This window comes from Demequina sp. NBRC 110051 (genome assembly GCF_002090055.1).
In the GTDB taxonomy this organism is placed as follows: domain Bacteria; phylum Actinomycetota; class Actinomycetes; order Actinomycetales; family Demequinaceae; genus Demequina.
Genome location: NZ_BBRH01000007.1, coordinates 101,932 through 124,307, shown reverse-complemented (window position 1 = coordinate 124,307; position 22,376 = coordinate 101,932). Strand labels below are relative to the sequence as shown.

At 69.8% G+C, this 22,376-nt stretch carries 20 protein-coding genes and 1 tRNA gene; 4 read left to right on the top strand and 17 right to left on the bottom strand.

The genetic code is table 11. The features are described from left to right. Positions 1-27 precede the first annotated feature (27 nt). From B7K20_RS02135 to B7K20_RS02075, 13 genes are all read right to left on the bottom strand, one after another. Positions 28-891 carry a prenyltransferase gene (locus B7K20_RS02135; RefSeq protein WP_144018501.1) on the bottom strand — a complete coding sequence of 288 codons (864 nt, stop codon included), beginning with the start codon at positions 889-891 and terminating at the stop codon, positions 28-30. Then, positions 891-1,187 carry a lycopene cyclase domain-containing protein gene (locus B7K20_RS02130; protein ID WP_084099873.1) on the bottom strand — a complete coding sequence of 99 codons (297 nt, stop codon included), beginning with the start codon at positions 1,185-1,187 and terminating at the stop codon, positions 891-893. The genes B7K20_RS02135 and B7K20_RS02130 overlap by 1 nt, the downstream gene beginning before the upstream one ends. Beyond that, positions 1,184-1,501, bottom strand: coding sequence for a lycopene cyclase domain-containing protein (locus tag B7K20_RS02125; protein WP_084099872.1), 318 nt, complete (start codon positions 1,499-1,501; stop codon positions 1,184-1,186). The genes B7K20_RS02130 and B7K20_RS02125 overlap by 4 nt, the downstream gene beginning before the upstream one ends. Continuing rightward, entirely contained in the window at positions 1,498-3,129 is a 1,632-nt protein-coding gene (crtI, locus tag B7K20_RS02120) for a phytoene desaturase family protein (protein WP_084099871.1), read from the bottom strand. The genes B7K20_RS02125 and crtI overlap by 4 nt, the downstream gene beginning before the upstream one ends. Next, on the bottom strand, positions 3,126-4,001 hold the full coding sequence (locus B7K20_RS02115; RefSeq protein ID WP_234985671.1) for a squalene/phytoene synthase family protein: 876 nt from the start codon (positions 3,999-4,001) through the stop codon (positions 3,126-3,128). Before B7K20_RS02115 ends, crtI begins: the two co-directional genes overlap by 4 nt. After that, a complete protein-coding gene (locus tag B7K20_RS02110) occupies positions 3,998-5,080 on the bottom strand; it encodes a polyprenyl synthetase family protein (RefSeq protein WP_084099870.1) in 1,083 nt (360 codons plus the stop codon). Before B7K20_RS02110 ends, B7K20_RS02115 begins: the two co-directional genes overlap by 4 nt. A 92-nt stretch (positions 5,081-5,172) precedes the next feature. Continuing rightward, the gene (gene pknB, locus B7K20_RS02105; protein WP_084099869.1) at positions 5,173-7,464 is read right to left on the bottom strand and encodes a Stk1 family PASTA domain-containing Ser/Thr kinase; all 2,292 of its coding nucleotides are present in this window, start codon (positions 7,462-7,464) and stop codon (positions 5,173-5,175) included. 88 nt (positions 7,465-7,552) lie between these two features. Then, the gene (locus B7K20_RS02100; protein ID WP_084099868.1) at positions 7,553-8,530 is read right to left on the bottom strand and encodes a serine/threonine-protein kinase; all 978 of its coding nucleotides are present in this window, start codon (positions 8,528-8,530) and stop codon (positions 7,553-7,555) included. Continuing rightward, the gene (locus tag B7K20_RS02095; RefSeq protein WP_084099867.1) at positions 8,527-9,996 is read right to left on the bottom strand and encodes a penicillin-binding protein 2; all 1,470 of its coding nucleotides are present in this window, start codon (positions 9,994-9,996) and stop codon (positions 8,527-8,529) included. The genes B7K20_RS02100 and B7K20_RS02095 overlap by 4 nt, the downstream gene beginning before the upstream one ends. Next, on the bottom strand, positions 9,993-11,324 hold the full coding sequence (locus B7K20_RS02090) for an FtsW/RodA/SpoVE family cell cycle protein (protein ID WP_084099866.1): 1,332 nt from the start codon (positions 11,322-11,324) through the stop codon (positions 9,993-9,995). Before B7K20_RS02090 ends, B7K20_RS02095 begins: the two co-directional genes overlap by 4 nt. Further along, a complete protein-coding gene (locus B7K20_RS02085; protein WP_084099865.1) occupies positions 11,325-12,665 on the bottom strand; it encodes a PP2C family serine/threonine-protein phosphatase in 1,341 nt (446 codons plus the stop codon). A 3-nt stretch (positions 12,666-12,668) separates the two neighbouring features. Further along, positions 12,669-13,190: an FHA domain-containing protein gene (locus tag B7K20_RS02080; RefSeq protein ID WP_084099864.1), complete on the bottom strand. Its 522-nt coding sequence runs from the start codon at positions 13,188-13,190 to the stop codon at positions 12,669-12,671. 4 nt (positions 13,191-13,194) lie between these two features. Further along, entirely contained in the window at positions 13,195-13,902 is a 708-nt protein-coding gene (locus tag B7K20_RS02075) for a DUF3662 and FHA domain-containing protein (RefSeq protein WP_084099863.1), read from the bottom strand. Positions 13,903-13,950: 48 nt separating this feature from the next. Between B7K20_RS02075 and B7K20_RS02070 the strand changes: the two genes are divergently transcribed. Then, a tRNA-Leu gene (locus B7K20_RS02070) sits at positions 13,951-14,034 on the top strand. 146 nt (positions 14,035-14,180) lie between these two features. Here B7K20_RS02070 and B7K20_RS02065 read toward each other — a convergent pair. Genes B7K20_RS02065 through B7K20_RS02055 form a run of 3 tightly spaced genes read right to left on the bottom strand, consistent with a single transcriptional unit; the run spans position 14,181 to position 18,456 of the window. Then, positions 14,181-15,188: an AEC family transporter gene (locus tag B7K20_RS02065; protein ID WP_084099862.1), complete on the bottom strand. Its 1,008-nt coding sequence runs from the start codon at positions 15,186-15,188 to the stop codon at positions 14,181-14,183. Then, positions 15,185-16,417 (bottom strand): Gfo/Idh/MocA family protein, encoded by a 1,233-nt coding sequence (locus tag B7K20_RS02060; protein WP_084099861.1) that lies wholly within the window; start codon positions 16,415-16,417, stop codon positions 15,185-15,187. Before B7K20_RS02060 ends, B7K20_RS02065 begins: the two co-directional genes overlap by 4 nt. After that, on the bottom strand, positions 16,414-18,456 hold the full coding sequence (locus tag B7K20_RS02055; RefSeq protein WP_144018484.1) for a DUF6807 family protein: 2,043 nt from the start codon (positions 18,454-18,456) through the stop codon (positions 16,414-16,416). The genes B7K20_RS02060 and B7K20_RS02055 overlap by 4 nt, the downstream gene beginning before the upstream one ends. A 249-nt stretch (positions 18,457-18,705) precedes the next feature. Here B7K20_RS02055 and B7K20_RS02050 point away from each other — a divergent pair, with 249 nt between their 5' ends. The 3 genes from B7K20_RS02050 to B7K20_RS02040 all read left to right on the top strand — a co-directional run bounded on the left by B7K20_RS02050 (position 18,706) and on the right by B7K20_RS02040 (position 22,006). Then, positions 18,706-19,644 (top strand): carbohydrate ABC transporter permease, encoded by a 939-nt coding sequence (locus B7K20_RS02050; RefSeq protein ID WP_084099860.1) that lies wholly within the window; start codon positions 18,706-18,708, stop codon positions 19,642-19,644. Positions 19,645-19,693: 49 nt separating this feature from the next. Further along, a complete protein-coding gene (locus tag B7K20_RS02045; RefSeq protein WP_084100049.1) occupies positions 19,694-20,566 on the top strand; it encodes a carbohydrate ABC transporter permease in 873 nt (290 codons plus the stop codon). 63 nt (positions 20,567-20,629) lie between these two features. Further along, on the top strand, positions 20,630-22,006 hold the full coding sequence (locus B7K20_RS02040; protein WP_234985670.1) for an ABC transporter substrate-binding protein: 1,377 nt from the start codon (positions 20,630-20,632) through the stop codon (positions 22,004-22,006). A gap of 126 nt (positions 22,007-22,132) precedes the next feature. Here B7K20_RS02040 and B7K20_RS02035 read toward each other — a convergent pair whose 3' ends face one another. Beyond that, complete coding sequence (locus tag B7K20_RS02035; protein ID WP_084099859.1) at positions 22,133-22,369, bottom strand: hypothetical protein; 237 nt, start codon at positions 22,367-22,369, stop codon at positions 22,133-22,135. Positions 22,370-22,376 lie beyond the last annotated feature (7 nt).

The window sequence follows — 22,376 nt, the reverse complement described above, 5'->3', positions numbered from 1 at the left end:
GGCCTCACGCGCGTCGTGCCGAGGGGTTCACCACGCGAGGATCAGCAGCATCGTCACGACAAAGCCGACGGGCTGGTTGAGCCACAGGAAGGTGCGCCAGCCGCGGTTGGCGTCCTCGCACGTGGCGTCCGTGACGTTCCAGAACCGCGCCGTCGAGACGACATATGGAAGTGGCAGCACTGCCGCCAGGACGGACGGCCAGGGCAGGAACAGCAGCAGCGCCGACGCCGCCACGTAAAGGACGACGGCCACCCGCACCGTCGCGCGGGCCCCGATGACCGTCGCCACCGAACCGATGCCGCCCTCGCGGTCCGCGCGCACGTCCTGGACCGCGCCAAACGCGTGGCTCGCCATGCCCCACAGCACGAACGCCACCCAGATGGGCCAGACGGTCGCACCCGTGAGTGGTACGTCGGCGAGGACGAGCGCATAGATGAGCGGCCCGGCGAAGTGCAGCGCCGAGGTCAGCGAGTCGAGGAAGGGACGCTCCTTGAAGCGCAGCCCCGGTGCCGAATAGGCGATGACCCCGAGCACCACGAGCAGGAGCGTGACCGCCGCCCACCCGTCTCCCACGAGCAGCAGCCACGCCATGAACGGCAGCACGGTGATCGCGCACGCCCACAGGATGGCGCGATGTACGCGGGCGGCTGCGCCACGGTCTCGGACCACGTCTCCCTCGACGCCGCCCTTGCGGGGGTTGGCGAGGTCGGACTCGTAGTCGAAGACGTCGTTGATCCCGTACATCAGCAGGTTGTAGGGGACCAGGAAGAACAGGGTGCCGACGATGAGGATCGCGTCGATTTCTCGCGTGGCCAGCAGATAGCCCGCCGCGAACGGATAGGCCGTATTGATCCACGAGATGGGGCGCGACGCCCGCACGATGGCGCCGATCACGACTCAGTCTCCCGTCGTCCCAGCAGCTCCCACAGGGTGGGCACCAGCAGCACCGCGCCCACCGCGTACGCGAGGTCCTCGATGGGGGCGATCGGCATCCGCACTCCCCAAATCAGCGACTCGTCGTATCCCACGATGTCGAGGCCCACGATGACGTTGTCGAAGATCACCGTGAGCGTCAGCAGTACCAGAGCCGTGACTACCAGCGGCCGATGCGGTAGTCGCCTCAGCACGGGCACGCACCCGACCGCGAGGACGGCCAGCACGGCGACGGAGAGCAGCACGTAGGTCATGCGGCCTCCCGGCGGCGGGAGAAGGCGCGCCACAGCAGGAGCGTCTGATAGGTGAGCAAGACGAGGAAGAAGACCTCCTCGAGGGGCACCTCGGGCGCGATCACGATGCCGGACTGGTAGGGCCCGTCGCCGATGAAGAAGATCCCCAGTCCCGTGCCGATCAGGTCCCACACCAGGAAGAACGCGACGGCGATCGTGATCGTCAGCACGGTGCGCCTGGCATCGGCAAACAGCGCGACGCGGTAGCGCCAGTCCAGCACCCCTAGCCCGCCGATGCTGATCAGCAGCGCCGTAAGGTACAGCCAGGACGTCACCGGGTCGTCTCCGGCGAAGAGACACCCGAGCCGAGCGAACGGGAGAGGCGACCCAGCGCATCGGCCCGCTTTGATCGCGCGAGGAAGCCGGGTGGCACCGGCGCCGGCAGCGGGGATACGCCCGTGTCACCGAGCAGTCGCTTGGCGACCAGCTCGGCGGAGATCAGGCAGATGGGCACGCCGATGCCGGGCGCGGTCGAGGCACCCGCGTACAGCAAATTGCCGACCTTGCCCGACACGTTGGAGGGGCGGAACATCGCGGACTGGCCTAGCGAGTGCTCGAGGCCCAGCGCGCCGCCGCGCCAGGCGTGCAGCTCGGTCGCGAAGTGGTGCGGAGTGAGGACCTTCTTCACAGAGGTGCGGTTTCGCAGGTCGGGGATCGACGCCCACGTGCCCACCTGGTCCAGGTAGCGGCCGATGTGCGCGTTTAGCGCCGCACGCGAGGCGGCGGAGCCTCCGAGCGCCGGATCCGCGGGGAAGGGCACCAGCATCACGAGGTTCTCGTGGCCCTCGGGCGCGGTGGTGGAGTCGGTCGCGGAGGTGCGTGAGACGTAGATGGACGCCGGGTGGGGAACCGTGAGGTCGTCCATGATGGCGCGGAAATTCGCGTCCCAGTCGCGGGTGAAGAGCAGCGTGTGGTGCTCGAGTTCCGGAAGCTCACCCTCGACACCCGCGAGCACCAGGAGGGCGCTGACGCCGGGACGCATGCGCTTCCATGACGACTCCGGCCGCGTCTGGAAGGGGCGCTCCAGCAGCCTGGTCTCGGTGTGGTGCATGTCCGCGCCGGAGACCACCGCATCGGCCAGGATAGTCTCGCCCGAGGACAACACCACGCCCGTGGCGCGGCCGCGCTCGACCATGATGCGAGTGACGTCGGCGCCCGTACGGATGCGCACGCCCTCGGCATCTGCGGCGCCCGCGAGGGCCTGGATGACGGCATACAGACCGCCGCGGGGGTAGCGCACGCCCTCGACGAGGTCCATGTGACTCATCAGCGAGAACAGCGACGGGAGACGGTCGGGTGCGGAGCCCAGGAACACCGCATGGAAGCCCAGGAGCTGACGCAACCGCTCGTCGGCGACCTTGGAGCCGATGGCCGAGCCGAGGGAGCGGGTAAGCAGCCCCGCGAGCTCCGGCAGGCGCCTCAGGGTCGCCGCGTCGACGGCGCGGTCGGGGCGCTCATAGGTCGTGTACAGGAAGCGGTCGAGGGCGAGCCGGTAGCGGTCGCCCGCGGTCGCGGCATAGTCGCGAATGGCGTCCCCATCGCCCGGGCTCATGGCGTTGAACGCCGCCCAGTTGGCCTCCGGGTCGGCGGTGACGTCGAGGCGGCGCGCGGGCCCGGCGCCGTTGTCGAAATAGACCCGATAGCGCGGGTCGAGGTCAATGAGGTCGAGCTCGGCGTTCACGTCGCGACCGAGGAGCGCGAAGTAGTGCTCGAAGGCCTCCTGCATCAAGTACCAAGAGGGACCGGTGTCGAAGGTGAATCCGTCGATCTCGAGCCTGCCGGCGCGCCCGCCCACCTGGTCGTGACGCTCCAGCAGCGTGACCTCGGCTCCGCCGCGGGCCAGCAAGGCCGCGCTCGCGAGTCCGGCGACGCCGCCGCCGATGACGACGACGTGGCCGCTCATGCGCGCCCCGTCAGTCGGCGTAGGGCGATCTGGGCCTTGCGCGGTCCGGGAACCCGCACGCGCGTGGTGGCGAGAGAGCGGGCGTCCGTGGCCTCGATGCGCGTGAGGAGCTCGTCGTAGATGTCCGCGGTGACCTCGACGGCGCGGCGGGCGCCGTGGGGCAGGCGTGGCATGGTGACCCGAGCGGCCTCGAGGTCGGCGCGGCAGTCGGCGACCAGCGCCACGACGTCCGCGTCGGTGAGGGTGTCGAGGGAGATGCCGGGGAAGTAGGTACGGCCGCGTTCGTCGGCATCGGACGCCATATCGCGCAGGAAGTTCACCTTCTGGTAAGCGGCGCCCAGGCGCCGCGCGCCGGCGCGCAAGGACTCGTCGACGGGCGCGGGCCCCGTGGAGACGTTCATGAAGACGGCCAGGCACATCTCGCCGACCACCTCGGCGGAGCCGTAGATGTAGGTCGCGAAGGACGCGGCATCATGCTCGGTGCGGGTGAGGTCCATCCGCATCGACGCAAAGAACGGATCGGTGAGGTCGCGGCCGATCCCCACAGCCCTGGCGGTCGCCCCGAAGGCATGTGCCACGACATCGGCGGAGAAGCCGCCGTCCATGGCGCGGAGGACCTGCGCCTCGAACGCGTCGAGCACCTCGCCGGCGTCCTCGCCGCGGTAGGTGTCGACGATCTCGTCGGCGATGCGCACCATGGCGTAGATCGAGGCGATGTGTCCACGCATCGCGCGGGGCAGGAGCCGGGCACCCAGGCCAAAGCTGGTCGAGTATCGCGAGATCACCTGCGCGGCCGCCGCCGCAGCCGCCTCGTCGAAGAGTGCCAGCGAGGTCTCGTTGTCGTGGTGGACCGCGCGGCGCGCAGCGCTCACGACGCCCTCTCCTGCAAGGAGGCGATGAACGTCACCAGGTGGCCGCTGAGGGGAGCGGGGATGCGCTCGGCCGCGATGCGGGAGGCCTCCTTGGCGCGCATACGGGCCAGGCGTAGGGCCGCTTGGCGGGCACCGGAGGACTCGAGCACCTCGCGAACGGCGGCCGCTCCCTCCTCCGATAGGTGGGGGTCACCCAGGTGACGGGCAAGGGTGGCGCGCCCGGCGGCGTCGGTCTTCTCCCATGCAAGCCGCATCATCTCGGTGCGCTTTCCTGCGCGCAGGTCCGTGAGGCGCGACTTGCCCGTGACCAGGGGATCGCCGAACACACCCAGGTCGTCGTCGATGAGCTGGAAGGACACCCCCAGGGCAAGGCCCAGGCGCTCGAGGTGAGCCATCATCGTCGGGTCGGCGCCGGCCAGGCGCGCGCCGGCCAGGAGCGGCACCACGCACGAGTACCAGGCCGTCTTGAGGGCGGACACCAGCAGGGGATCGGACTGCTCGAGAGGATCGAGGTCGCCATAGACGTCGAGGAGCTCCCCGGCGATGGTCGAGCGAATCGCGCGCGTGACGAGGTCCAGGCAGGCGATGCGGTGGTGGGCCGGCAGGGTCGAGGTGATGATGAGGTCGTAGGCGCTCGACAGCGCGAGGTCACCGCCCAACAGGGCGGCCGCCATCACCTGGTCGTCGATCTTCTCTGACGGCGCCCCCATGCCGCGGAGCTCATCGCGACGAAGGCCGGCGATGTTGGGCCGGCCGCGGCGCACCTCGTCATGATCGAGGATGTCGTCGTGCACCAGCATGGCCGTGTGGAGCATCTCCATGGCGGCAGCCACCGGCACCACCGCATCGGGCTCGTCCCCACCCAGGCCCAGGTACGCGGCGAGGGTGAGCGCGGGACGGAGGTTCTTTCCGCCCTGAAACTGCGCCCCCAGGTGATCCCACAGGCGAGCATAGTCTGGGGCCGCGACAGGCATGCCATCGCGCGCCGTGCGCACGTGCGCGTGCAGTGCCGCGTGCACGCGCGGGAGGAACTCGTCGACGGACGAGCCAAGGGCCTCAGCGGTGAGCGATGTCGTCATGGTGCCGGGTCAAACCCCGGTCAAGGGAGGGTTATTCCCGCCACATGGAGACGTGCCGACGCGGCACCGATCACACCGCGCCGCGTCGCCCATCACTCGGCCGGCGGGGTGGTCGGGTCCGGGTCAGGTCCTTGGCCCTGTCCAGGGTTCTCGGTCTCCGTTTCCGTGGGCTCGGGCTCCGGCTCGGGGCCCTGCGACAGCACCAGGGTGACCGTCGTGTCGGGTGCCACCTGGGTGCCCGGGTTGGGGTTCTGCGAGATGACCGACCCGTTGGGGATGTCGTCCGAGTACTGCGGCGAGCCGTAGGTGAAGGTCAGCCCCGCGGTGCCCAGCTCGCGCTCGGCGTCCGCCTGAGAGCGACCCGTCACATCGGGAACGGCCACGGTCGACGGCGCGGTGGCGACCTCGATCTCGACGGTCGAGGAGCGCTCGACCTTGCCCGGGCTGGGGTCCTGATCGAGCACCGTACCCTCGTCGACGGACTCGTCCTCGACCTCGGTCACGGAGGCGAACAAGCCCAGCTCCTGGAGCGTATTGCGGGCCTCGTCCTCGGTCATGCCGGTGAGGTCGGGAAGCTCCACCTCGCCCGAGGACACGTATAGCGTCACTTCGGTGCCGGCGGGAACCTCTTCGCCCTCTTCGGGATCGGTCTTGATGACGCGGTCCTCGTCAAGGTCGGGGTCGTCCTCGATGACCACGTCGCCCACCACCAGGTCGGCGCCTTGGATAGCGAGGCGCGCATCGGCCTGCGTCATGGATCGCACGGACGGCACCTCCACGGCGTCCGGTCCAGACGAGACATACATGACGATCGCACGTGCGTCGTCCGTGCCCTCCGTCGCGGACGCCAGCGCGGTACCCGAGGCGCCGAGCGCATATGCCTGAGCCGCAGCATCGGCCGTCCAGGTGACGTCGGTGCCGACCTCGGGGTCGGTACGCGTGACGAGCCCCGCGTCCATGTCGGCACTCGCCTCCTGGCGAGTCTCGACCACAAAGCCCAGGTCCTCGAGCTCGGCGCGGGCCTCGGCCTCCTCCATGCCGACGATGTTCGGCACGGTCACGGTGACCTCGGTGGGCTCGTCCTCGCCGCCGGACATCAGCAGCCAGATCACCAGGATGAGCGCGAGCACCGCGGCACCGCCGAGCGACCACCACAGGATCTTCTTGCGGCGCGCCTCGTCCTCGTCCGCGATGTCGGTCTCGCCGGTCACGGTGGCCACGCCACCCGACTGCGGCGGCGGGATGGAGCCGTAGGAGGACGCGGCGGCACCAGCGGCGCCTGCGCCCATGACGGAGTCCCAGCCCTGGCCCTGCGGCTGCATGACCTCGGTGGCTCCCGTGGCGGGACCCGCCGCGGTGGCGGGCATGGCCTGCGTGGGCTGGTCCGCGATCTCCTCGGGCGTGAGACCCTGGGCGGCGGCCGCTCCAGCGGCCGCACCTGCAGCTCCCGCGGCGGCCACGCCGGCCGCTCCGGCGCCGAAGCCTGCCGAGCCGAGCGGGATCGCTCCCGTGGCCGCGCTGATCGCTCCGCCACCCATGACGGCGCGCAGGTCGCCCAGGAACTCCTGAGCGGTCGCGTAGCGCTGGTCGCGGTTCTTGGCGAGCGCGCGCAGCACCACCTGGTCGAGCTCCTTGGGGACGTCGGCCGCGAAGGCAGACGGCGCGGGAGCCTCCTCGCGCACGTGCTGGTAGGCGACAGACACGGGGGAGTCGCCCACAAAGGGCGGGCGGCCGGTGAGCAGCTCGAACAGCAGGCAGCCCACGGAATACAGGTCGGAGCGGGCGTCGACGGTCTCGCCGCGCGCCTGCTCGGGGGAGAGGTACTGAGCCGTGCCGACGACGGCCTGCGTCTGCGTCATGGTGTTGCCGGCATCGGCCAGCGCCCTGGCGATGCCGAAGTCCATGACCTTGACCGCACCGGTGGGGGTCAGCATGACGTTCGCGGGCTTGATGTCGCGGTGGACCAGCCCGGCGTGGTGCGCGTAGTCGAGCGCGGTCAGCACGCCGGAGGAAATCTCGACGGCCTCGTCGATGGGCGCGGCAACGTCACCCTTGAGGATGTCGCGCACGGTATGGCCTTCGACGTACTCCATGACGATGTACGGCACGGCCTGCGGGTTGCCGTCGTTGCCGGTGGTGTGGTCCTCGCCGGTGTCGTAGACGGCGACGATCGCGGGGTGGTTGAGTCCCGCGGCCGCCTGGGCCTCGCGACGGAAGCGCGTCTGGAACGAGGGGTCGCGCGCGAGGTCGGCGCGCAGGATCTTGATGGCGACGGTGCGACCCAGCCGGGTGTCGTAGCCGATGTGTACCTCGGCCATGCCGCCACGACCGATGAGGTCGCCGATCTCGTAGCGTCCGCCGAGGATCTTCGCTTCGTCGTTCATGGTGTCCTTCAGTCTTCCACGAGGTGCGTCGTGTCGTGGGTCATTGTTCCAGGTCGCACGCGACCGTTAGCGTTCCGTGATGTGGCGCTCATCGGCGCCTCGGGGTGTCGGGGCGCGGCCGGTACGAGCGCGGCGCGATGGAGGGGGGCATGGCGCGCCGCGTCGAGCCCGAGCGTGTGCGGCCCGTTTCGGGGGCCGATGCCGTGGCCGGGTTGGCGTTGTCCGCGGTACTCGCGTGGGGGGCGTCCTCGCTCAGCGGCAGGCTGCGGATGCGGTCGATGAGCGCCCGGGCGTCATGCGGGCGCCGCTTGGGGTTCTTGTCGAGCAGGTCCATGATGAGCGCGTTCATGGGGGCCGAGACCGTCGCGGGTAGAGGCGGCACGGCCTCGTTGACGTGCGCGATGGCGATGTCGACGGCGGCCGGGGCGGAGAAGGGGCGCTTTCCGTTGACGGCCTCGTAGGCGATGATGCCCAGCGCGTAGAGGTCGGAGGCGGGTGTGGCCGGCTTGCCCAGCGCCATCTCGGGGGCGAGGTACTGGGCGGTGCCCATCACCATGCCGGTCTGGGTGAGGGTGGTCTGGTCCATCGAGCGCGAGACGCCGAAGTCGGTGATCTTCACACGGTCGCCCTCGCGCACCAGCAGGTTTCCGGGCTTGATGTCGCGGTGCATGATGCCCGCGGCGTGCGCGACGGCCAGGCCGCGCGCGGTCTCCACCATGATGTGGGCCAGGCGGGGCTCGGCGAGGGTGCGCTCGCGCTCAAGGATGGTCGCGAGCGACTCGCCCTCGACCAGCTCCATCACCAAATACGCGGTGTCGTCGTGGTCGCCGTAGTCGTAGACCTGCGCGATGTTGTCGTGCAACAGGCCCGCGGCGTTGCGCGCCTCGTTGTGGAAGCGCTTGAGAAAGGTCTCGTTGGCGGCGGCGTGCTCCTTGAGCACCTTGATCGCCACGGGGCGGTCCAGTTCGCTGTCCTCTCCGCGCCACACCTCGCCCATGCCGCCCACGGCAAGCAGGGAACGCAGCACGTAGCGGCCGCCCAGGGTGGTGCCGGCGTGAAGGGTCATAGGTCGCCCTCCTGGTCCAGGCGGATGGCCTCGCGCATGACGGCCTTCGCGATCGGGGCGGCGACCTGGCCGCCGGTCGCCTCGGAGCCCACAGAGCCGCCGTTCTCGACGACCACCGCGACCGCCACCACCGGGTCATCCGCGGGGGCGAAGGACACGAACCAGGCGTGGGGAGGGGTGCCCTGGCCGGTCTCGGCTGTGCCCGTCTTACCGGCGACGTCGACGCCATCGATGCGCGCGGCGCGTCCGGTGCCGTCATTCACCACGGTCACCATCATGTCCGTCAGGGTGTTTGCATCCGTCTGGGTCATGGGGGTGGAGAAGACCTCGGGCTCGGTGACGTCGATCACCTGCAGGTCGGGCGCGCGCACCGAATCGACAAGGTAGGGCGTCATGAGCGTGCCGTCGTTCGCGATCGCGGCTGCGACCATCGCCATCTGCAGCGGTGTGGAGCGCACGTCGTATTGGCCGATGGCGCTCATCGCCGTCTGCGCCTCGTCGGGGTCCTCGGGCAGGCGCGAGGCGGTGACCGACAGCGGCATCTCGATCTTCTGCGTCCAGCCGAAGGCCTCGGCCTTGCGCTCGATGACCTCCCATTGCAACGTCATACCCAAGTCGGCGAACGCGGTGTTGCAGCTGATGCGCAGCGCGTCCTCGAGCGTGATCGCGTCGTCAGCGGAGCACGCCTCGCCGCCGTAGTTGCCGATCGTGTTTGAACTCTCGGGAAGATCGAGCTCCGTCGGGGCGTACAGCTCGGTGTCGGGCTCGTAGCCCGCCTCGAGCGCCGCCGCCGCGTCGATGAGCTTGAACGTGGAGCCCGGCGGGTAGGTGTCGCCCGCGATGGCTCGGTTGATGAGGGGCCCGTCGTCCTGGTTCAGGAGCGACTGATAGTTCTCGTTGACCACCGAGGAGTCGTGACCGGCCAGCAGGGCGGGGTCGTAGGTGGGGCTCGTGACCATCGCGAGGATCTCGCCCGTCTGGGGCTGCAGCGCCACCACGGCGCCGCGCTGGTCACCCAATTGCTCGGCGGCCACCTGCTGGAGGGTCGAGCTCAGCGTGAGTTCCACCGAGGCGCCCTGCTGCTGCTCACCGGAGAACAGGTTGCCCAGGCGCGTCCAGAACAGGGAGTCGGCGCTGCCGCCCAGCAGCTCGTTCTCGGTCTGCTCCAAACCGGAGCGCCCGTACACAATCGAGTAGAAGCCCGTCGCGGCAGCGTAGAGCGATCCGTCGGCGTACGTGCGCTGGTAGTTGAAGGAGTCGTTGGACGGCGCCGACCACACCACGGACTCGCCGTCGACCACGAGCGGCCCACGGAAGTTGCCGTACTCGCGGTACAGGGTGCGCACGTTGCGCGGGTCCTGGCTGAGGTTCTCCTCGTTGACGACCTGGATCCACGAGGCGGCAGCCATGAGGGCGAGGAAGAGGATAAGGACCACGACGGACACGCGGCGGGCGGGCTCGTTCATGCGGTCACCTCCTCACTCGAACGCCTGGCCTGATCCGAGACGCGCAGCAACAGCGCGATCACCAGCCAGTTGGCCAGCAGGGACGAACCACCGTAGGCGAGGAAGGGTGCGGTGAGGCCCGTGAGCGGGATGACGCGGGTGACGCCGCCCACCACGATGAACACCTGCACCGCGATCGTGACGCCCAGGCCCGCGGCCAGCAGCTTGCCGAACCCGTCGCGCACGCCGATCGAGGTACGGAACGCGCGCTGCACGATGATGATGTAGAGCGTCAGGATCGCCATCAGCCCGGTGAGGCCCAGCTCCTCACCCAGGGAAGCGATGATGAAGTCGGACTCGGCGTAGGGCACCAGATCGGGGCGGCCCTCGCCCAGGCCGGTGCCGAACAGGCCGCCCGACGCCATGCCGAACAGCCCGCGCACCAGCTGCTCCGACGTCCCAGACGAGTACACGTCCGCGTCCAGCGCATGGAGCCATGCCTCGAACCGGCTGCGTACGTGCGGAACGGTGAGCGCGGCAAACGCGCCGCCCACAAAGAACATGCTCATGCCGATCGCGACCCAGCTGAACCGCTGCGTCGCGACGTAGAGCATCCCCAGGAAGATCGAGAAGAACAGCAGTGAGGCGCCCAGGTCGCGCTCGTAGACCATGATCAGCATCGCGGCGAGCCACACGATGAGCAGCGGCCCCATGTCGCGCACGCGCGGGAAGCGCATGCCGAGCACCTTGGGTCCGGCGAGCGCGAGGGTATCGCGATTGGTCACCAGGTAGCCGGCGAAGAAGATGACGAGCGCGATCTTCGCGAACTCGCCCGGCTGCAGGGAGTTGCCGCCGATCGAGACCCAGATGCGTGCGCCGTTGATGGTCACGCCGAGGCCCGGGACGAGCGGCAGCAGGTAGAGGATGAGGCCCACCACGCCCGCGGTGTACGTGTAGCGGCGCAGCTTGCGGTGGTCGCGGATGACCAGCAGCACGCCGATCATGATGGTGACGCCCAGCACCGCCCAGATCATCTGCTGCGTGCCGAAGCTGGTGTCCTCGGCGTAGTCGATGCGGCGGATCTCCGCGATCCCCACGCCGTTGAGCGCGAACACGGCGGGCAGCAGCACGGGGTCGGCGGCCGGGGCCACGCGGCGCAGCGTCACGTGCGCGGCGAGCATCAGTGCCGCCACGGCCGCACCGTAGATGCCGATGTCGACCAACTCGAGGTAGGCCGCGTGATAGTCGACCAGCGCCAGCGCGAGCACGATGATCACCCACGCGAGCGCCAGCAGCGTCAGTTCGCTGCGGCGTCCCGAGCGGACGGAGACCTCGGAGACGGTCGCCACTTAGGCGTCTCCACTGTCCGTGGAGGCGGCCGATGCCGTGGCCGGGCTGGGGGTCGCGGTCGCCGTGGGCGCGGGGCTGGGCTCCGTGGAGGCGCTCGCGGACGGGCTGGGGGTGGGGCTCGGGGTCGTCACCGGCTCGACTACGTCGAGGGAGGCGACGATCCCCTGGGCCTCCTCAAGGCTGCCCGCGCGGATGGTCGCCTCGATACGCTGCTGCTGATACGGCTCGAGCGTCGCGACGGGGATGCCCGTGTCCTCGACGAGCGTCTCCAGCTCCACGAACGGAAGATCCTGGGGTATGCCCTGGTAGATGGCGACATTGAGGCCGTCGGAGCCCACGAAGTACTGCGTCTGCGTCCACAGGTAGGCGCCCCAGGCGCCGCCCACCACGACGAGGAGGGCGATGAGGGGCAGGACCCAGGGCTTAGCCCTGGTCCACGCCTTGGAGCGCCGGCTGGGCTGCTCGTCCTCGTCCGGCTCGGGAGTGCGCGTCTGCAGACGTGCGGCGCGTCCCGCCGCGCCCGTTCCGCCCGCGGTGGGGCGGTGGCGGTCGGTTGCGGCGGCGCCCACAATCTGGGTCGAGGACGGCGGGCCGATGCCGTCGGGCTGGGCGTCGATGTCGACCACGTCGGCCACGATGCATGTGACGTTGTCCGGGGCGCCGGCCGAGAGCGCCAGGCCCACCAGGGCATCGGCGCAGTCGCCGGGGTCTTCAACCTCGGCGAGGGTTTTCGCGATGGTGTCGCGGCTGACCACGCCCGAGAGCCCGTCGGAACACAGCATCCAGCGGTCGCCCGCGCGGGTCTCGCGCACCGAGATGTCGACGGGCACATCGGCGTCGACGTCGCCCAGGACGCGCAACAGCATGGAGCGCTTGGGGTGGTTCTCGGCATCGGCCGCGCTGAGGCGGCCGGTGTCGACCAGGTGCTGCACAAAGCTGTGGTCGGTGGTGACCTGATCCAGGGTACCGTCGCGCAGCAGGTAGGCGCGCGAGTCGCCGATGTGCGCCATGGACAGCGAGCTGCCCGCGCGCAGGAGTGCGGTCACCGTGGTGCCGAGGCCCGAGAGCTCGGGGTCGTTCGCGGCGCGCTCAACGATCTCGGCGTGTGCGTCCGCGATGGCCTGCTTGAGCTCGTCGAGGGCCTCGTCGGGACCGTGGGACTCGCCGTCGAGCGCGGCGAGCCTGCCTACCGCGACGGACGACGCGATGTCGCCGCCGGCGGCGCCGCCCATGCCGTCCGCAACCACCAGCAGGTGGGGGCCGGCGAAGGCGGAGTCCTGGTTGTTGGCGCGCACGAGTCCGACGTCGGACCGTGCCGCAAAGTGGAGGGTGAGGAACACGCGTCAGCTCCTCAGTTCAAGCGTGGTCGCACCCAGCCGCAGGTGGTCCCCTCGCTTGAACGGCATCGGGTCACCCACTCGCTGATTGTCGAGGTAGGTGCCGTTGGTGGAGCCCAGGTCCTCGACGCGCCACGAATCACCCTCGGGGTAGACCCGGCAGTGCTTCGCCGAGCAGTAGTCGTCGTCGATCACGAGCGTGCACGTGGGGGAGCGGCCGATGAGGACAGGCGCAGAGCCCAGCGGAATGACGGTGCCCTTGAGGGGGCCGGAGGTCACCGCGAGGTGGCCGGCCGCGGATGCATGCGTGTTGATCGCGCCAGCGCGCACGCCGGTGCCCGCGCGAGACGGCGCCGCGGTCTTGTTGGTGCGTGCATCAGGACGGGGCCGTGCATTGCGGCCGCGCCCGCGAGAGGTCACCCGCGTGCCGTACAGGTCGGCGCGCAGGACTCCGATCGCCGCCAGCACGAGGGCCCACAACAGGATGAGGAACCCGAAGCGCAGGAGGGTGATCGAGATTTCGCTCATCGAATCAACTGTCCTCTTCGGCAGGGACCGCGTCCCAGTACATGATCGTCGTGCGGCCCACGGTGATCGCATTGCCGTCGAGCAACGTGACCTCGCTGACGCGCTGGTCCTCGACCATCGTGCCATTGGTCGAGCCCAAATCCGTGAGGATCGTGCCGTGCTCGGTGATCTCGAACCGGCAGTGCTGACGCGACACGCCGGTGTCGTCGAGCACGATGTCCGATTCGGACCCGCGTCCGATCACCGTCATCTCTCCCGTCAGGTGATAGCGCTGGCCGTCGATGTCGATAAGCGGGTAGCGCGAGCGGTCGTCGCGCTCGGTCGCGGGGGCGACGGGGCCGCGCGTGGACCGGCTCGTCACGGCTAGGCGGCCGGTCGCGAGCGACTCGTCCTCCTCGAAGGCCACCTTGACCGAGCCCACAAAGGAGTAACGCTGCTGGCGAGCGTGATCGCGCAGCGCCTCCTCGATCTCGTGCGCGAGCGCCTCGTCGCCCCACTGGCTAATGGCCTCGTGATCGGTGGCGCTCAGCGCGATCGAGTACTCGTTGGGCGCGACAGTACGGTTGCGGTCGACGGCGGCGGCGCGCGCGTCGCATTCACGCCGCACAGCGGACGCGATCTCCACCGGCTTGACCCCCGACTTGAAGGTCCGCGCGAAGGCTCCTTGCACGGCGTTCTCGACGCGCTTTTCGAAGCGATCCAGGACTCCCATATGGGGAATCGTATAGTGCCTCTGAGTCGTGCTAAAGTTGCCCGGCACGCGCGAGTGGCGGAATAGGCAGACGCGCACGGTTCAGGTCCGTGTGCCCGAAAGGGCGTGGGGGTTCAACTCCCCCCTCGCGCACGTGATGAAAGGCCCCCGGGACACCCCGGGGGCCTTTTGCTTTGCCTGGCGACAGGGCGCTCGCCGCGCGGCGTCCCAGGAGCGATCCAGTGCGCGGAAGCGGCCGAAATCGGGCACTGAACGACTCGCAGGACGCAGCGGCCGCGTCACACGACCGCGGAGACCACCACGAGCACCGGCCCGCACAGCGCCGTGGTCGCCACGCAGGCTCGCGAGGCCACATCGACCGAGCAGCGGTACCGGTTGGCGTAGACCACCACGTTCTGTGCGGTGGGCAGCGCAGCCATTGCGACCACCATCGTCAGCGCGGTCCCTTCAAGCCCGGCGAGCGATCCCACCGCCCACGTGAGCGCCGCGTGCACCACCGCGCGGGCAACGATTGCGAGCCCCAACGGCGCCGCCAGCCCCGTCGACCCATCCGACCCCGCCGCCAAGGTGCCGTCGACACCGGACTTAGCCGGCCCATCGGCCATCCGCACGTCCTTCGCCAACGACATGCCGAGCGTCAACAGCGCGAGCGGGGGAGCGGCCGCGCCTACCAGGGAGAACGGCTCGAGCGCGGCCTCGGGGACGGACCACGGCAGCAGCGCGAGCACCAGGCCCGCGAGCGAAGCCAACGTGAGGGGATTGAGGATGGCCGATGCGAGGGCCCCCTTGCGCACGGGCGCGTCGCCGCGCGAGCGCGAGGCGGCGACGGGAAGGGGAGTGGCATCGGCCGCGCGGCCCAGCACCCCAAACGCGACCGGCGCCATCACGAGGAGCTGCACGAGCATGGTCGGCACCACGGCGAGCGCATCGCCAAAGAGGTAGACGGCGAGCGGTAGCCCCAGGTTGCCGGCGTTGACGTAGGAACCCGAGAGGGCCGTGATGGTCGCGCGACCGGCGGGCAGGCGCAGACCCCAACGCGCGATGACACCCAGCACACCGGCGAGCGCCAGGCTGGTGCCCCACGTCACGGCCGCGCCGCGCGAGGCGAGCGTCCCTAGGTCAGCGTGGGCGACCGTTGCCAGCAGCAGGCACGGGCTCGCGATGGAGAAGCAGACGGTCGCGAGGATTTCGCGTGAGCCGTGCGGGAGCCAGCCGCGCGCCTGGATCAGCCAGCCGGCGGCGACCACCAGACCCATCGTCACCAGGGCGGTGACGACCTCGCTCACGCGTGGGTCCAGGGAGCCCCGAGCTCGGCGAAGGTGCGGCCCTGCACCGCGACCTCCTCGCACCAGGCGGCGATGTCGCTCACCACGGGGTGGCGGTCGTCGCCCTCGCCAACCCAGTCGATGTGGGCGGCGCCGATCGCGCCCGGGTCGGGGGCGGTGCGGACGGCTTCCATGACCCGCATGAAAGCACCGGTGTCGCGCACGTCGCAAGCAAGGCGGCGCCCGGGCGTCGCGCGGGTGGCCACCAGGTCCTCGAGCAGGTCGTCGCGACCGTACTGCTTCTCGAGGTCCACGCTGTCGGTGATGAGGCGCACCCGGTCGGTCTCGTAGGCGAGCTCGATGTGCCCGCGGGTGCCGTGGATGAGGACGCGGGCGGGGGTGCGCTCGGGCGCGCACAGCGTGAGACCAAAGCCGCAACGCAGCCCGTCGGCCGTGGTGACGCGCACCGAGGAGGTGTCGTCCGCCTCGATGGGGTTGGCGCGGTACAGGTCGACGTCCACGCCGGCGACGTCCGCGGAACGGGTTGCTCCCGCAATCCTCAGCCCCGTCGCGACGGCGTGTGCCAGGGGATTCGTGACGACCCCGTCGACCACGTCGCGGCCGTCCAGCTGACGCTTGCCCGCCCACGGCGCGCGCTCCCAGTAGCCCACGGTGCGCACCCACGTGCCAACGGCGCCCACGCCCGTGACGTCGCCGATCTCGCCGTCGGCGATGAGGCGCTCCACGGCCGTCAGCGCGTGCGAGCCGAAGGTCTGGAAGCCCACCTGGCACAGCCGTCCGGTCTCCTCGGCGACGGCCACGAGCGCGGTGTGCTCGGCAAGCGACGCCGCGGTGGGCTTCTCGAGCAACACGTCGAGCCCGGCGCGCATGGCCGCGCTCGCGAGAGGCAAATGCGTGGGGATGGGGGTGGACAGCACCACGATGTCGGGGCGAACCTCGGGCTCGGGGGCCGAGAGCAGGTCGCCCAGAGTCGGGAACCAGGGCACGCCGTCGCCGGCCGCGGCGGATCCGTGCCGGGGGCCGCCGGGCCCGCCCGTCTCCGGGGCGTCCTCAGAGCCGAGCGGCCGCGGGTCCACGAGCGCGGTGAGGCGCACCACACCGCGCGCCTCGAGGTCTCGGATGCGGCGCAGGTGGGAGCCGCCGTGGCCGTGAATGCCCACGAGCGCGACGGCGGGGGCTGCCGTGCCGACGGGTACGGCAGTGGTCGCGGTCGCGGCGGGCGCACTCATCGCACGTCCGCGGCGTCGCTCGCGAGTCTCGCGGCCTCCTCGAGGCTCACGGCGCGGTCGAGCAGGACGGTGGTGAGGCCGATCTCGACCGTGCCGCCGTCGGGGATGGTGAGCGGGCGGTCCCACGCAAGGGCCGGGCCGGCGCCGGGATACTCGGCCGCGCGGACAAACCAGGGCCTCGCGGTGCCGTGCTGGACCGCAAGCCAGGTGGTCGCATCGGCCCCCTCGCCCTGCACAAAGGCGAGCCAGGGGGAGCGCGAGCCGTGTGCCGCCTGCTCGCCGGCGCCGCCCTGGCTGAGCACCGTGGTCGCGGCCGTCAGCGGCAGGCGCCAGAACCAGCCGCCGTAGCCCGCGCCGCGCCGCCCGTTGGTGGCAGGGGAGCCGATGGTGACGCCCCCATGTTCGGCGCGCAGTACCGAGCGCCACGTCAGCGCCCACGCGTCCTCGTCAGCGAGCAGGTGGGCACCCAGCCGGCGCGACTCCTCGAGTTGGGCGTCGTCTCTCTCGTCGTACCAGCGCACCGCGTCGCGCAGGATGTGCGGATCGGTGCCGTCGACCACGGGCCCCGCGCTGACCTGTTGGCCGTGATTCTCGAGGAGCGTAGGGCCCACGTCTCGCACAAACGTGCGCCCGCCCCAATAGCTGGTGCCGTTGACGTCAGGCACCGCGAGGGACACGCCGTAGTGATGGCGGTGATCCACCGGCGCGGCATCAGTGAGCACATGCCCGGCCAGGGTGTGGACGGGGTGCAGGTAGGGACGGCGCGCATGCACCTGCGGCAATCGCGCGCCCGATTCATACCGAGCCAGCGGCTCGCCGCGCCATTCGAGCACGGTCACGTCGCCGTCGGGGTGCCAGGCCGGCCCGCCGTCGCGCGTGACGCCCGTCGGGGCTGCGGACGCAGGGGAGACGGCCGATGCGCCACGGCCTTCCGTACGTGTCGCCGGGCTGGCAGCCGCGCTGGCGCCCGCGTGCGTATCGGTGCCCGCGGGGCTGGGGGCGAGGCCGCCCTCGGCCACCGACCGGGGCACGGGTCCCGTGCTCGCGCGCACCTCGAGGCGGGGCTCGAACCGGGTGTGGGGGGAGGCGGTGGTGCCCTGGTTCTCGATCACGGTGAACAGCTCCTGCCAGGCGTGACGACCCAACTCGTGCTGGGGCACGGCCACGGTGGTGAGGGACGGGGTGGAGTATTGCGCGAGCTCGATGTCGTCGAAGCCGGTGACGGAGATGTCTCCCGGCACCGCCACGCCCGCCTGGTTCAGCGCCGCGAGCAGGCCGAACGCGGCGAGGTCGTTGAAGGCCACGACGGCGGTGGCACGGGCCGCGAGCACGGCGTCGCGCGCGCCGTAGCCTGCGGCGACCGTCGCGCCTGCGGGAACTTCGACGATGTCGAGCCCCGGGTGAATCCGTGCGGCCTCGGCGAGGCCCTCGCGCCGGCGGGCATCCGCGTAGCTGGGCGGGGGGCCGGCGAGGTACACGATGCGCGTGTGGCCCAGGTCCACCAGGTGGCGGATCACCGCGAGGGTGCCCGCTCGGTAATTCACCGTGAGGCTCGGGACGGACGGTTCGGGGCTGTCGCGGTTGACGAGCACCATGGGGCTCGCCTGGCGCACCAGCGTGGTGAGCTGCTCTTGGGGCATGCGCGGCGAGACCAGCACGAGCGCGTCGCAGCGCATGCGGGCCTCGAGCGCGATGGCGGCCTCATCCTGCGGATTCTCCGCCGTATCCGCGACGAGCACCCGATACCCACGGGTCGCGGCGGCGTCGGTGATGCCGCTGAGCACGTGCTGAAACATCGGGTTGGTGAGGTCGGGGACCACGAGCGCGACCGTCTCGGTGCGTCCCAGCGACAGGCTGCGCGCCACGTTCGACGGGCGGTACTGGAGCTCCTCGGCGACCGCGAGCACACGGGCGGCGATGTCCTCGGCGACCGTGGCGCGCCCGTTCATGACCCGCGACACCGTGGCGCGCGACACCCCGGCGGCGTCGGCCACATCGCCGATCGTCGCAGCCGTGCGGGGCCGGCTGACCTTAGGCATACGTTTCTCCATCGTGAATCGCGTCCGCTGCAGCCTCTTCATTGAGGCTGTGAGGGCGGGAAACCTGTTTCCTAGTTGTGACCGTACACCATTGGAAACCGGTTACACCTGTGATACGTTCTGAATCGGAAAGCGGTTTCACAACGACGTGAGTCCCGTGAAGCCACCTGATCAATGACGATCCGGAGGATTCGATGCTTGTGCCGATGAGCCGACGCCAGGGGGGCGTCCTTGCAGCGGGGGTGACGCATGTCCGTCGTCTCTGAGCTGCGTTCCGTCCGCCGCCCCAAGGGCAAGCGGCGCCCGTCCGCGCTTCACAAGGGGGATGGGAAGGCCGCGATCTTCTTCTTGGGGCCGTGGTTCCTGGGGCTGATTCTCATCACGGCTGGCCCCATGGCCGCATCGGCCTATCTGTCGTTCACGGACTACAGCCTGCTCGAGGCCCCCAACTGGATCGGCCTCGACAACTACATCCGCATGTTCGATGACCCGCGACTGATCAACTCGCTCAAGGTCACGTTCATGTACGTGTTGATCTCGGTGCCGTTGCAGTTGGCCGCGGCGCTCGCGCTCGCGCTGGTGCTCGACCGGGGTCTCAGGGGCCTCGCGATCTACCGCTCGGTCTACTACCTGCCGTCGCTCTTGGGCGGATCGGTTGCGATCGCGCTGCTGTGGCGCCAGGTGTTCGGCGCGGACGGCCTGGTCAACGCGGTCCTCGCGTGGTTTGGCATCGAGGGCGAGGGGTGGGTCTCGCACCCGGACTATGCGCTCGGCACCCTGATGATCCTGAACATCTGGACCTTCGGCGCACCGATGATCATCTTCCTCGCCGGCCTGCGCCAGATCCCGCAGATGTACTACGAGGCCGCGTCGATCGACGGCGCCAGCAAGTGGCGTCAGTTCACTTCGATCACCATTCCGCTGCTCACGCCCATCATCTTCTTCAACCTGGTCTTGCAGCTCATCAACGCTTTCCAGACGTTCACACAGGCCTACGTGGTCAGTGGCGGCACGGGCGGCCCGGCGGATTCGACGATGTTCTACACGCTGTACCTGTACCAAAAGGGCTTCGCGTCCCTCGACATGGGATACGCGTCCGCGATGGCGTGGCTGCTACTCGCGATCGTCGCCGGCATGACGGCCGTCAACTTCCTCGTCTCCAAGTATTGGGTTTTCTACAATGACTGAGTCATCCGTGCGCGACAAGGCACCCGCGACCACGCCCTCCATCGTCGAGATGGCGGAGCGCTACCCCGAGCCCCAAGAAAAGCCCACGTACTGGCGCTCGCGGACCCGGTCGCTCCTCAAGCACGCGGGCCTGATCGCCTTCGGCCTCGTGATGCTGTACCCGCTGCTGTGGATGATCGCGAGCTCGTTCAAGCCCGACGCCATCATCTTCCGCGAGCCGGGGCTGTGGCCCACCGACGTGACCCTCGAGAACTACACCGAGGGGTGGAATGCGCTCCTGCACCCGTTCAGCCACTACCTGCTGAACTCGGCGATCATCGTGGCCGGCTCGCTCGTGGGCAACCTGGTGGCCTGCTCGATGGCTGCCTACGCCTTCGCGCGGCTCGAGTTCCGCGGCCGCGGCCTGTGGTTCGCGATCATGCTGATGTCGATCATGCTGCCGATCCACGTGATCATCGTGCCCCAGTACATCCTGTTCTCCGAGCTCAACTGGATCAACACGTTCCTGCCGCTGATCGTGCCCAAACTGCTGGCCACGGACGCCTTCTTCATCTTCCTGATGGTGCAGTTCTTCCGCGGCATCCCCCGTGAGCTTGACGAGGCGGCCAGGCTCGACGGCTGCGGCCACTTCCGCATCTATTTCCGCATCATGCTGCCGCTGTCGCTGCCGGCCCTCGCGACCACCGCGATCTTCACTTTCATCTGGACGTGGAACGACTTCTTCAGCCAGCTGATCTTCCTGACCCGACCGGACATGTACACCGTGCCGGTCGCGCTGCGCACGTTCATCGACGCGACCTCGGAGAGCTCGTGGGGCTCCCTGTTCGCGATGTCGATCGTGTCGCTCATCCCCATCTTCCTGGTCTTCCTGTTTGGCCAGAAGTACCTCGTCAAGGGCATCGCCACGACGGGAATCAAGTAGCACGGCGCCTTCCCCGGTGCATCCGACCGAAGAACAACGAAGTTCCACGTGAAGGAGAAGACAATGACCCGACTGACACTGAATCGCACGGGAGCGCGCACTATGGCGTGGCGTTCGAGCGCGGTGCTCGCCGCGGGCGTGCTGACGCTCGCCGCCTGCAGCGGCGACAACGGCGCCGCCCCAGAAGAGGAGCCAGAGGCGACCGGCAGCGCCACCGCCGACGGCGGCTCGGAGGCCGCGGGCGGCGACGGCAACGCGGAGATCCGCTTCTCGTGGTGGGGCTCCGACGAGCGCCACACGCTGACCCAGGAGGTCATCGACCTCTTCATGGAGAAGAACCCCGACATCACCGTGGTGCCCGACTACACCGACTGGGGCGGCTACTGGGACAAGCTCGCCACCACCGTGGCCGGCGGCGACACCCCCGACGTGATGACGCAGGAGGAGCGCTACCTCACCGACTACGCCAACCGCGGCGTGGTGGGCGACCTCGCGGCGCTCGGTCTCGACACCTCCATGATTGACCCGAGCGTGATCCAGTCCGGCACCATCGACGGCAAGCTCGCCGGCGTAGCCACCGGCATCAACGCGTACGCGATCGTCGCCGACCCCCAGATCTTCGAGGAGGCGGGCGTGGAGATGCCCGACGACACGACTTGGACGTGGGACGACTTCGTGTCGATCAGCACCGAGATCTCGGACGCGCTGGGCGATGACGTCTACGGCGTGCAGGACTACGGCGGCAACGAGGCGGGCTTCAACATCTACGCCCGCCAGCACGGAGAGTCGCTCTACGCGGAGGACGGCAGCCTGGGCTACGAGGACGCCACGCTCGAGGCGTGGTGGCAGCACCTCGTCGACCTGCGTGCCGCCGGCGCCATGCCCGACGGCGCTCGCTCCGTGGAGATTGCGGAAGGCGGCCCCGAGCAGTCGCTGCTGGGCACGAACTCCGGCGCCATGGGCATGTGGTGGACCAACCAGCTGGGTGCCATCTCGAGTGCCGCCGGGCGTGACCTGGTGCTCCTTCGCCTGCCCGGAGAGAGCGAGTCTGAGCGCACTGGCATGTACTTCAAGCCGGCCATGTTCTACTCGGTCGCCGCGGACACCGAGTACCCCGAGGCGGCGACGGCGTTCGTCGACTTCCTCATCAACGACCCCGAGGCCGGCGCGCTGATCCTGTCGGACCGTGGTCTGAACGCCAACACCGATGTCCGCGCGGCGGTGTCCGACCAGCTCGACCCGCTCGAGCAGCAGGCGGCCGAGTTCCTCGCGGCGCTCGAGTCCGAGATCGTCGACGGCCCGCCCGCCCCGCCCAACGGCGCGGCTGACGTGCCCGAGATCACCGGTCGCATCAACGAGCAGGTGCTGTTCGACACGATCAGCCCGGCCGAGGCGGCCGCACAGTTCACGTCCGAGGCCTCGGCAGCCATCGGTCAGTAATCCGGTAGGCCGTCCCCGGGCCTTGTGGATTCCCCCGGGGTCGGCCCACCTCTCCTCCTGAGAACGTCAAGACCCCCGCAACCCGATGGTGGCTGTGGGGGTCTTGACGTGTCTGCTGGAAGGTGGCTAGTGGCCGCCGGCCGCGATGTAGGCGACGGCGCCCAGGATCGCGATCACGACGACAGCGAAGCAGGTCCACGCGCCGATGACGCGGCCGCGCGAGACGGTGCCATCGGCACCCACGGCGCCGGGACCGGCGAGCAGGCGCACGCCGATCGCGAAGACGGTGGGCAGGCCGGCGCCGACGACGATGCCGTACAGCAGCACCTGTCCCAGCGCGGACCATTCGATGTATTGGCTCATGGTCGTC

What these genes read in the sequence shown, in the direction of transcription:
- B7K20_RS02050 (WP_084099860.1), top strand. Translation starts at nt 18,706, where the DNA reads ATGTCCGTCGTCTCTGAGCTGCGTTCCGTCCGCCGCCCCAAGGGCAAG.
- B7K20_RS02060 (WP_084099861.1), bottom strand. Translation starts at nt 16,417, where the DNA reads ATGAGTGCGCCCGCCGCGACCGCGACCACTGCCGTACCCGTCGGCACG.
- B7K20_RS02110 (WP_084099870.1), bottom strand. Translation starts at nt 5,080, where the DNA reads ATGACGACATCGCTCACCGCTGAGGCCCTTGGCTCGTCCGTCGACGAG.
- pknB (WP_084099869.1), bottom strand. Translation starts at nt 7,464, where the DNA reads ATGAACGACGAAGCGAAGATCCTCGGCGGACGCTACGAGATCGGCGAC.
- B7K20_RS02095 (WP_084099867.1), bottom strand. Translation starts at nt 9,996, where the DNA reads ATGAACGAGCCCGCCCGCCGCGTGTCCGTCGTGGTCCTTATCCTCTTC.
- B7K20_RS02100 (WP_084099868.1), bottom strand. Translation starts at nt 8,530, where the DNA reads ATGACCCTTCACGCCGGCACCACCCTGGGCGGCCGCTACGTGCTGCGT.
- B7K20_RS02035 (WP_084099859.1), bottom strand. Translation starts at nt 22,369, where the DNA reads ATGAGCCAATACATCGAATGGTCCGCGCTGGGACAGGTGCTGCTGTAC.
- B7K20_RS02055 (WP_144018484.1), bottom strand. Translation starts at nt 18,456, where the DNA reads ATGCCTAAGGTCAGCCGGCCCCGCACGGCTGCGACGATCGGCGATGTG.
- B7K20_RS02075 (WP_084099863.1), bottom strand. Translation starts at nt 13,902, where the DNA reads ATGGGAGTCCTGGATCGCTTCGAAAAGCGCGTCGAGAACGCCGTGCAA.
- B7K20_RS02130 (WP_084099873.1), bottom strand. Translation starts at nt 1,187, where the DNA reads ATGACCTACGTGCTGCTCTCCGTCGCCGTGCTGGCCGTCCTCGCGGTC.
- B7K20_RS02045 (WP_084100049.1), top strand. Translation starts at nt 19,694, where the DNA reads ATGGCGGAGCGCTACCCCGAGCCCCAAGAAAAGCCCACGTACTGGCGC.
- crtI (WP_084099871.1), bottom strand. Translation starts at nt 3,129, where the DNA reads ATGAGCGGCCACGTCGTCGTCATCGGCGGCGGCGTCGCCGGACTCGCG.
- B7K20_RS02040 (WP_234985670.1), top strand. Translation starts at nt 20,630, where the DNA reads ATGACCCGACTGACACTGAATCGCACGGGAGCGCGCACTATGGCGTGG.
- B7K20_RS02080 (WP_084099864.1), bottom strand. Translation starts at nt 13,190, where the DNA reads ATGAGCGAAATCTCGATCACCCTCCTGCGCTTCGGGTTCCTCATCCTG.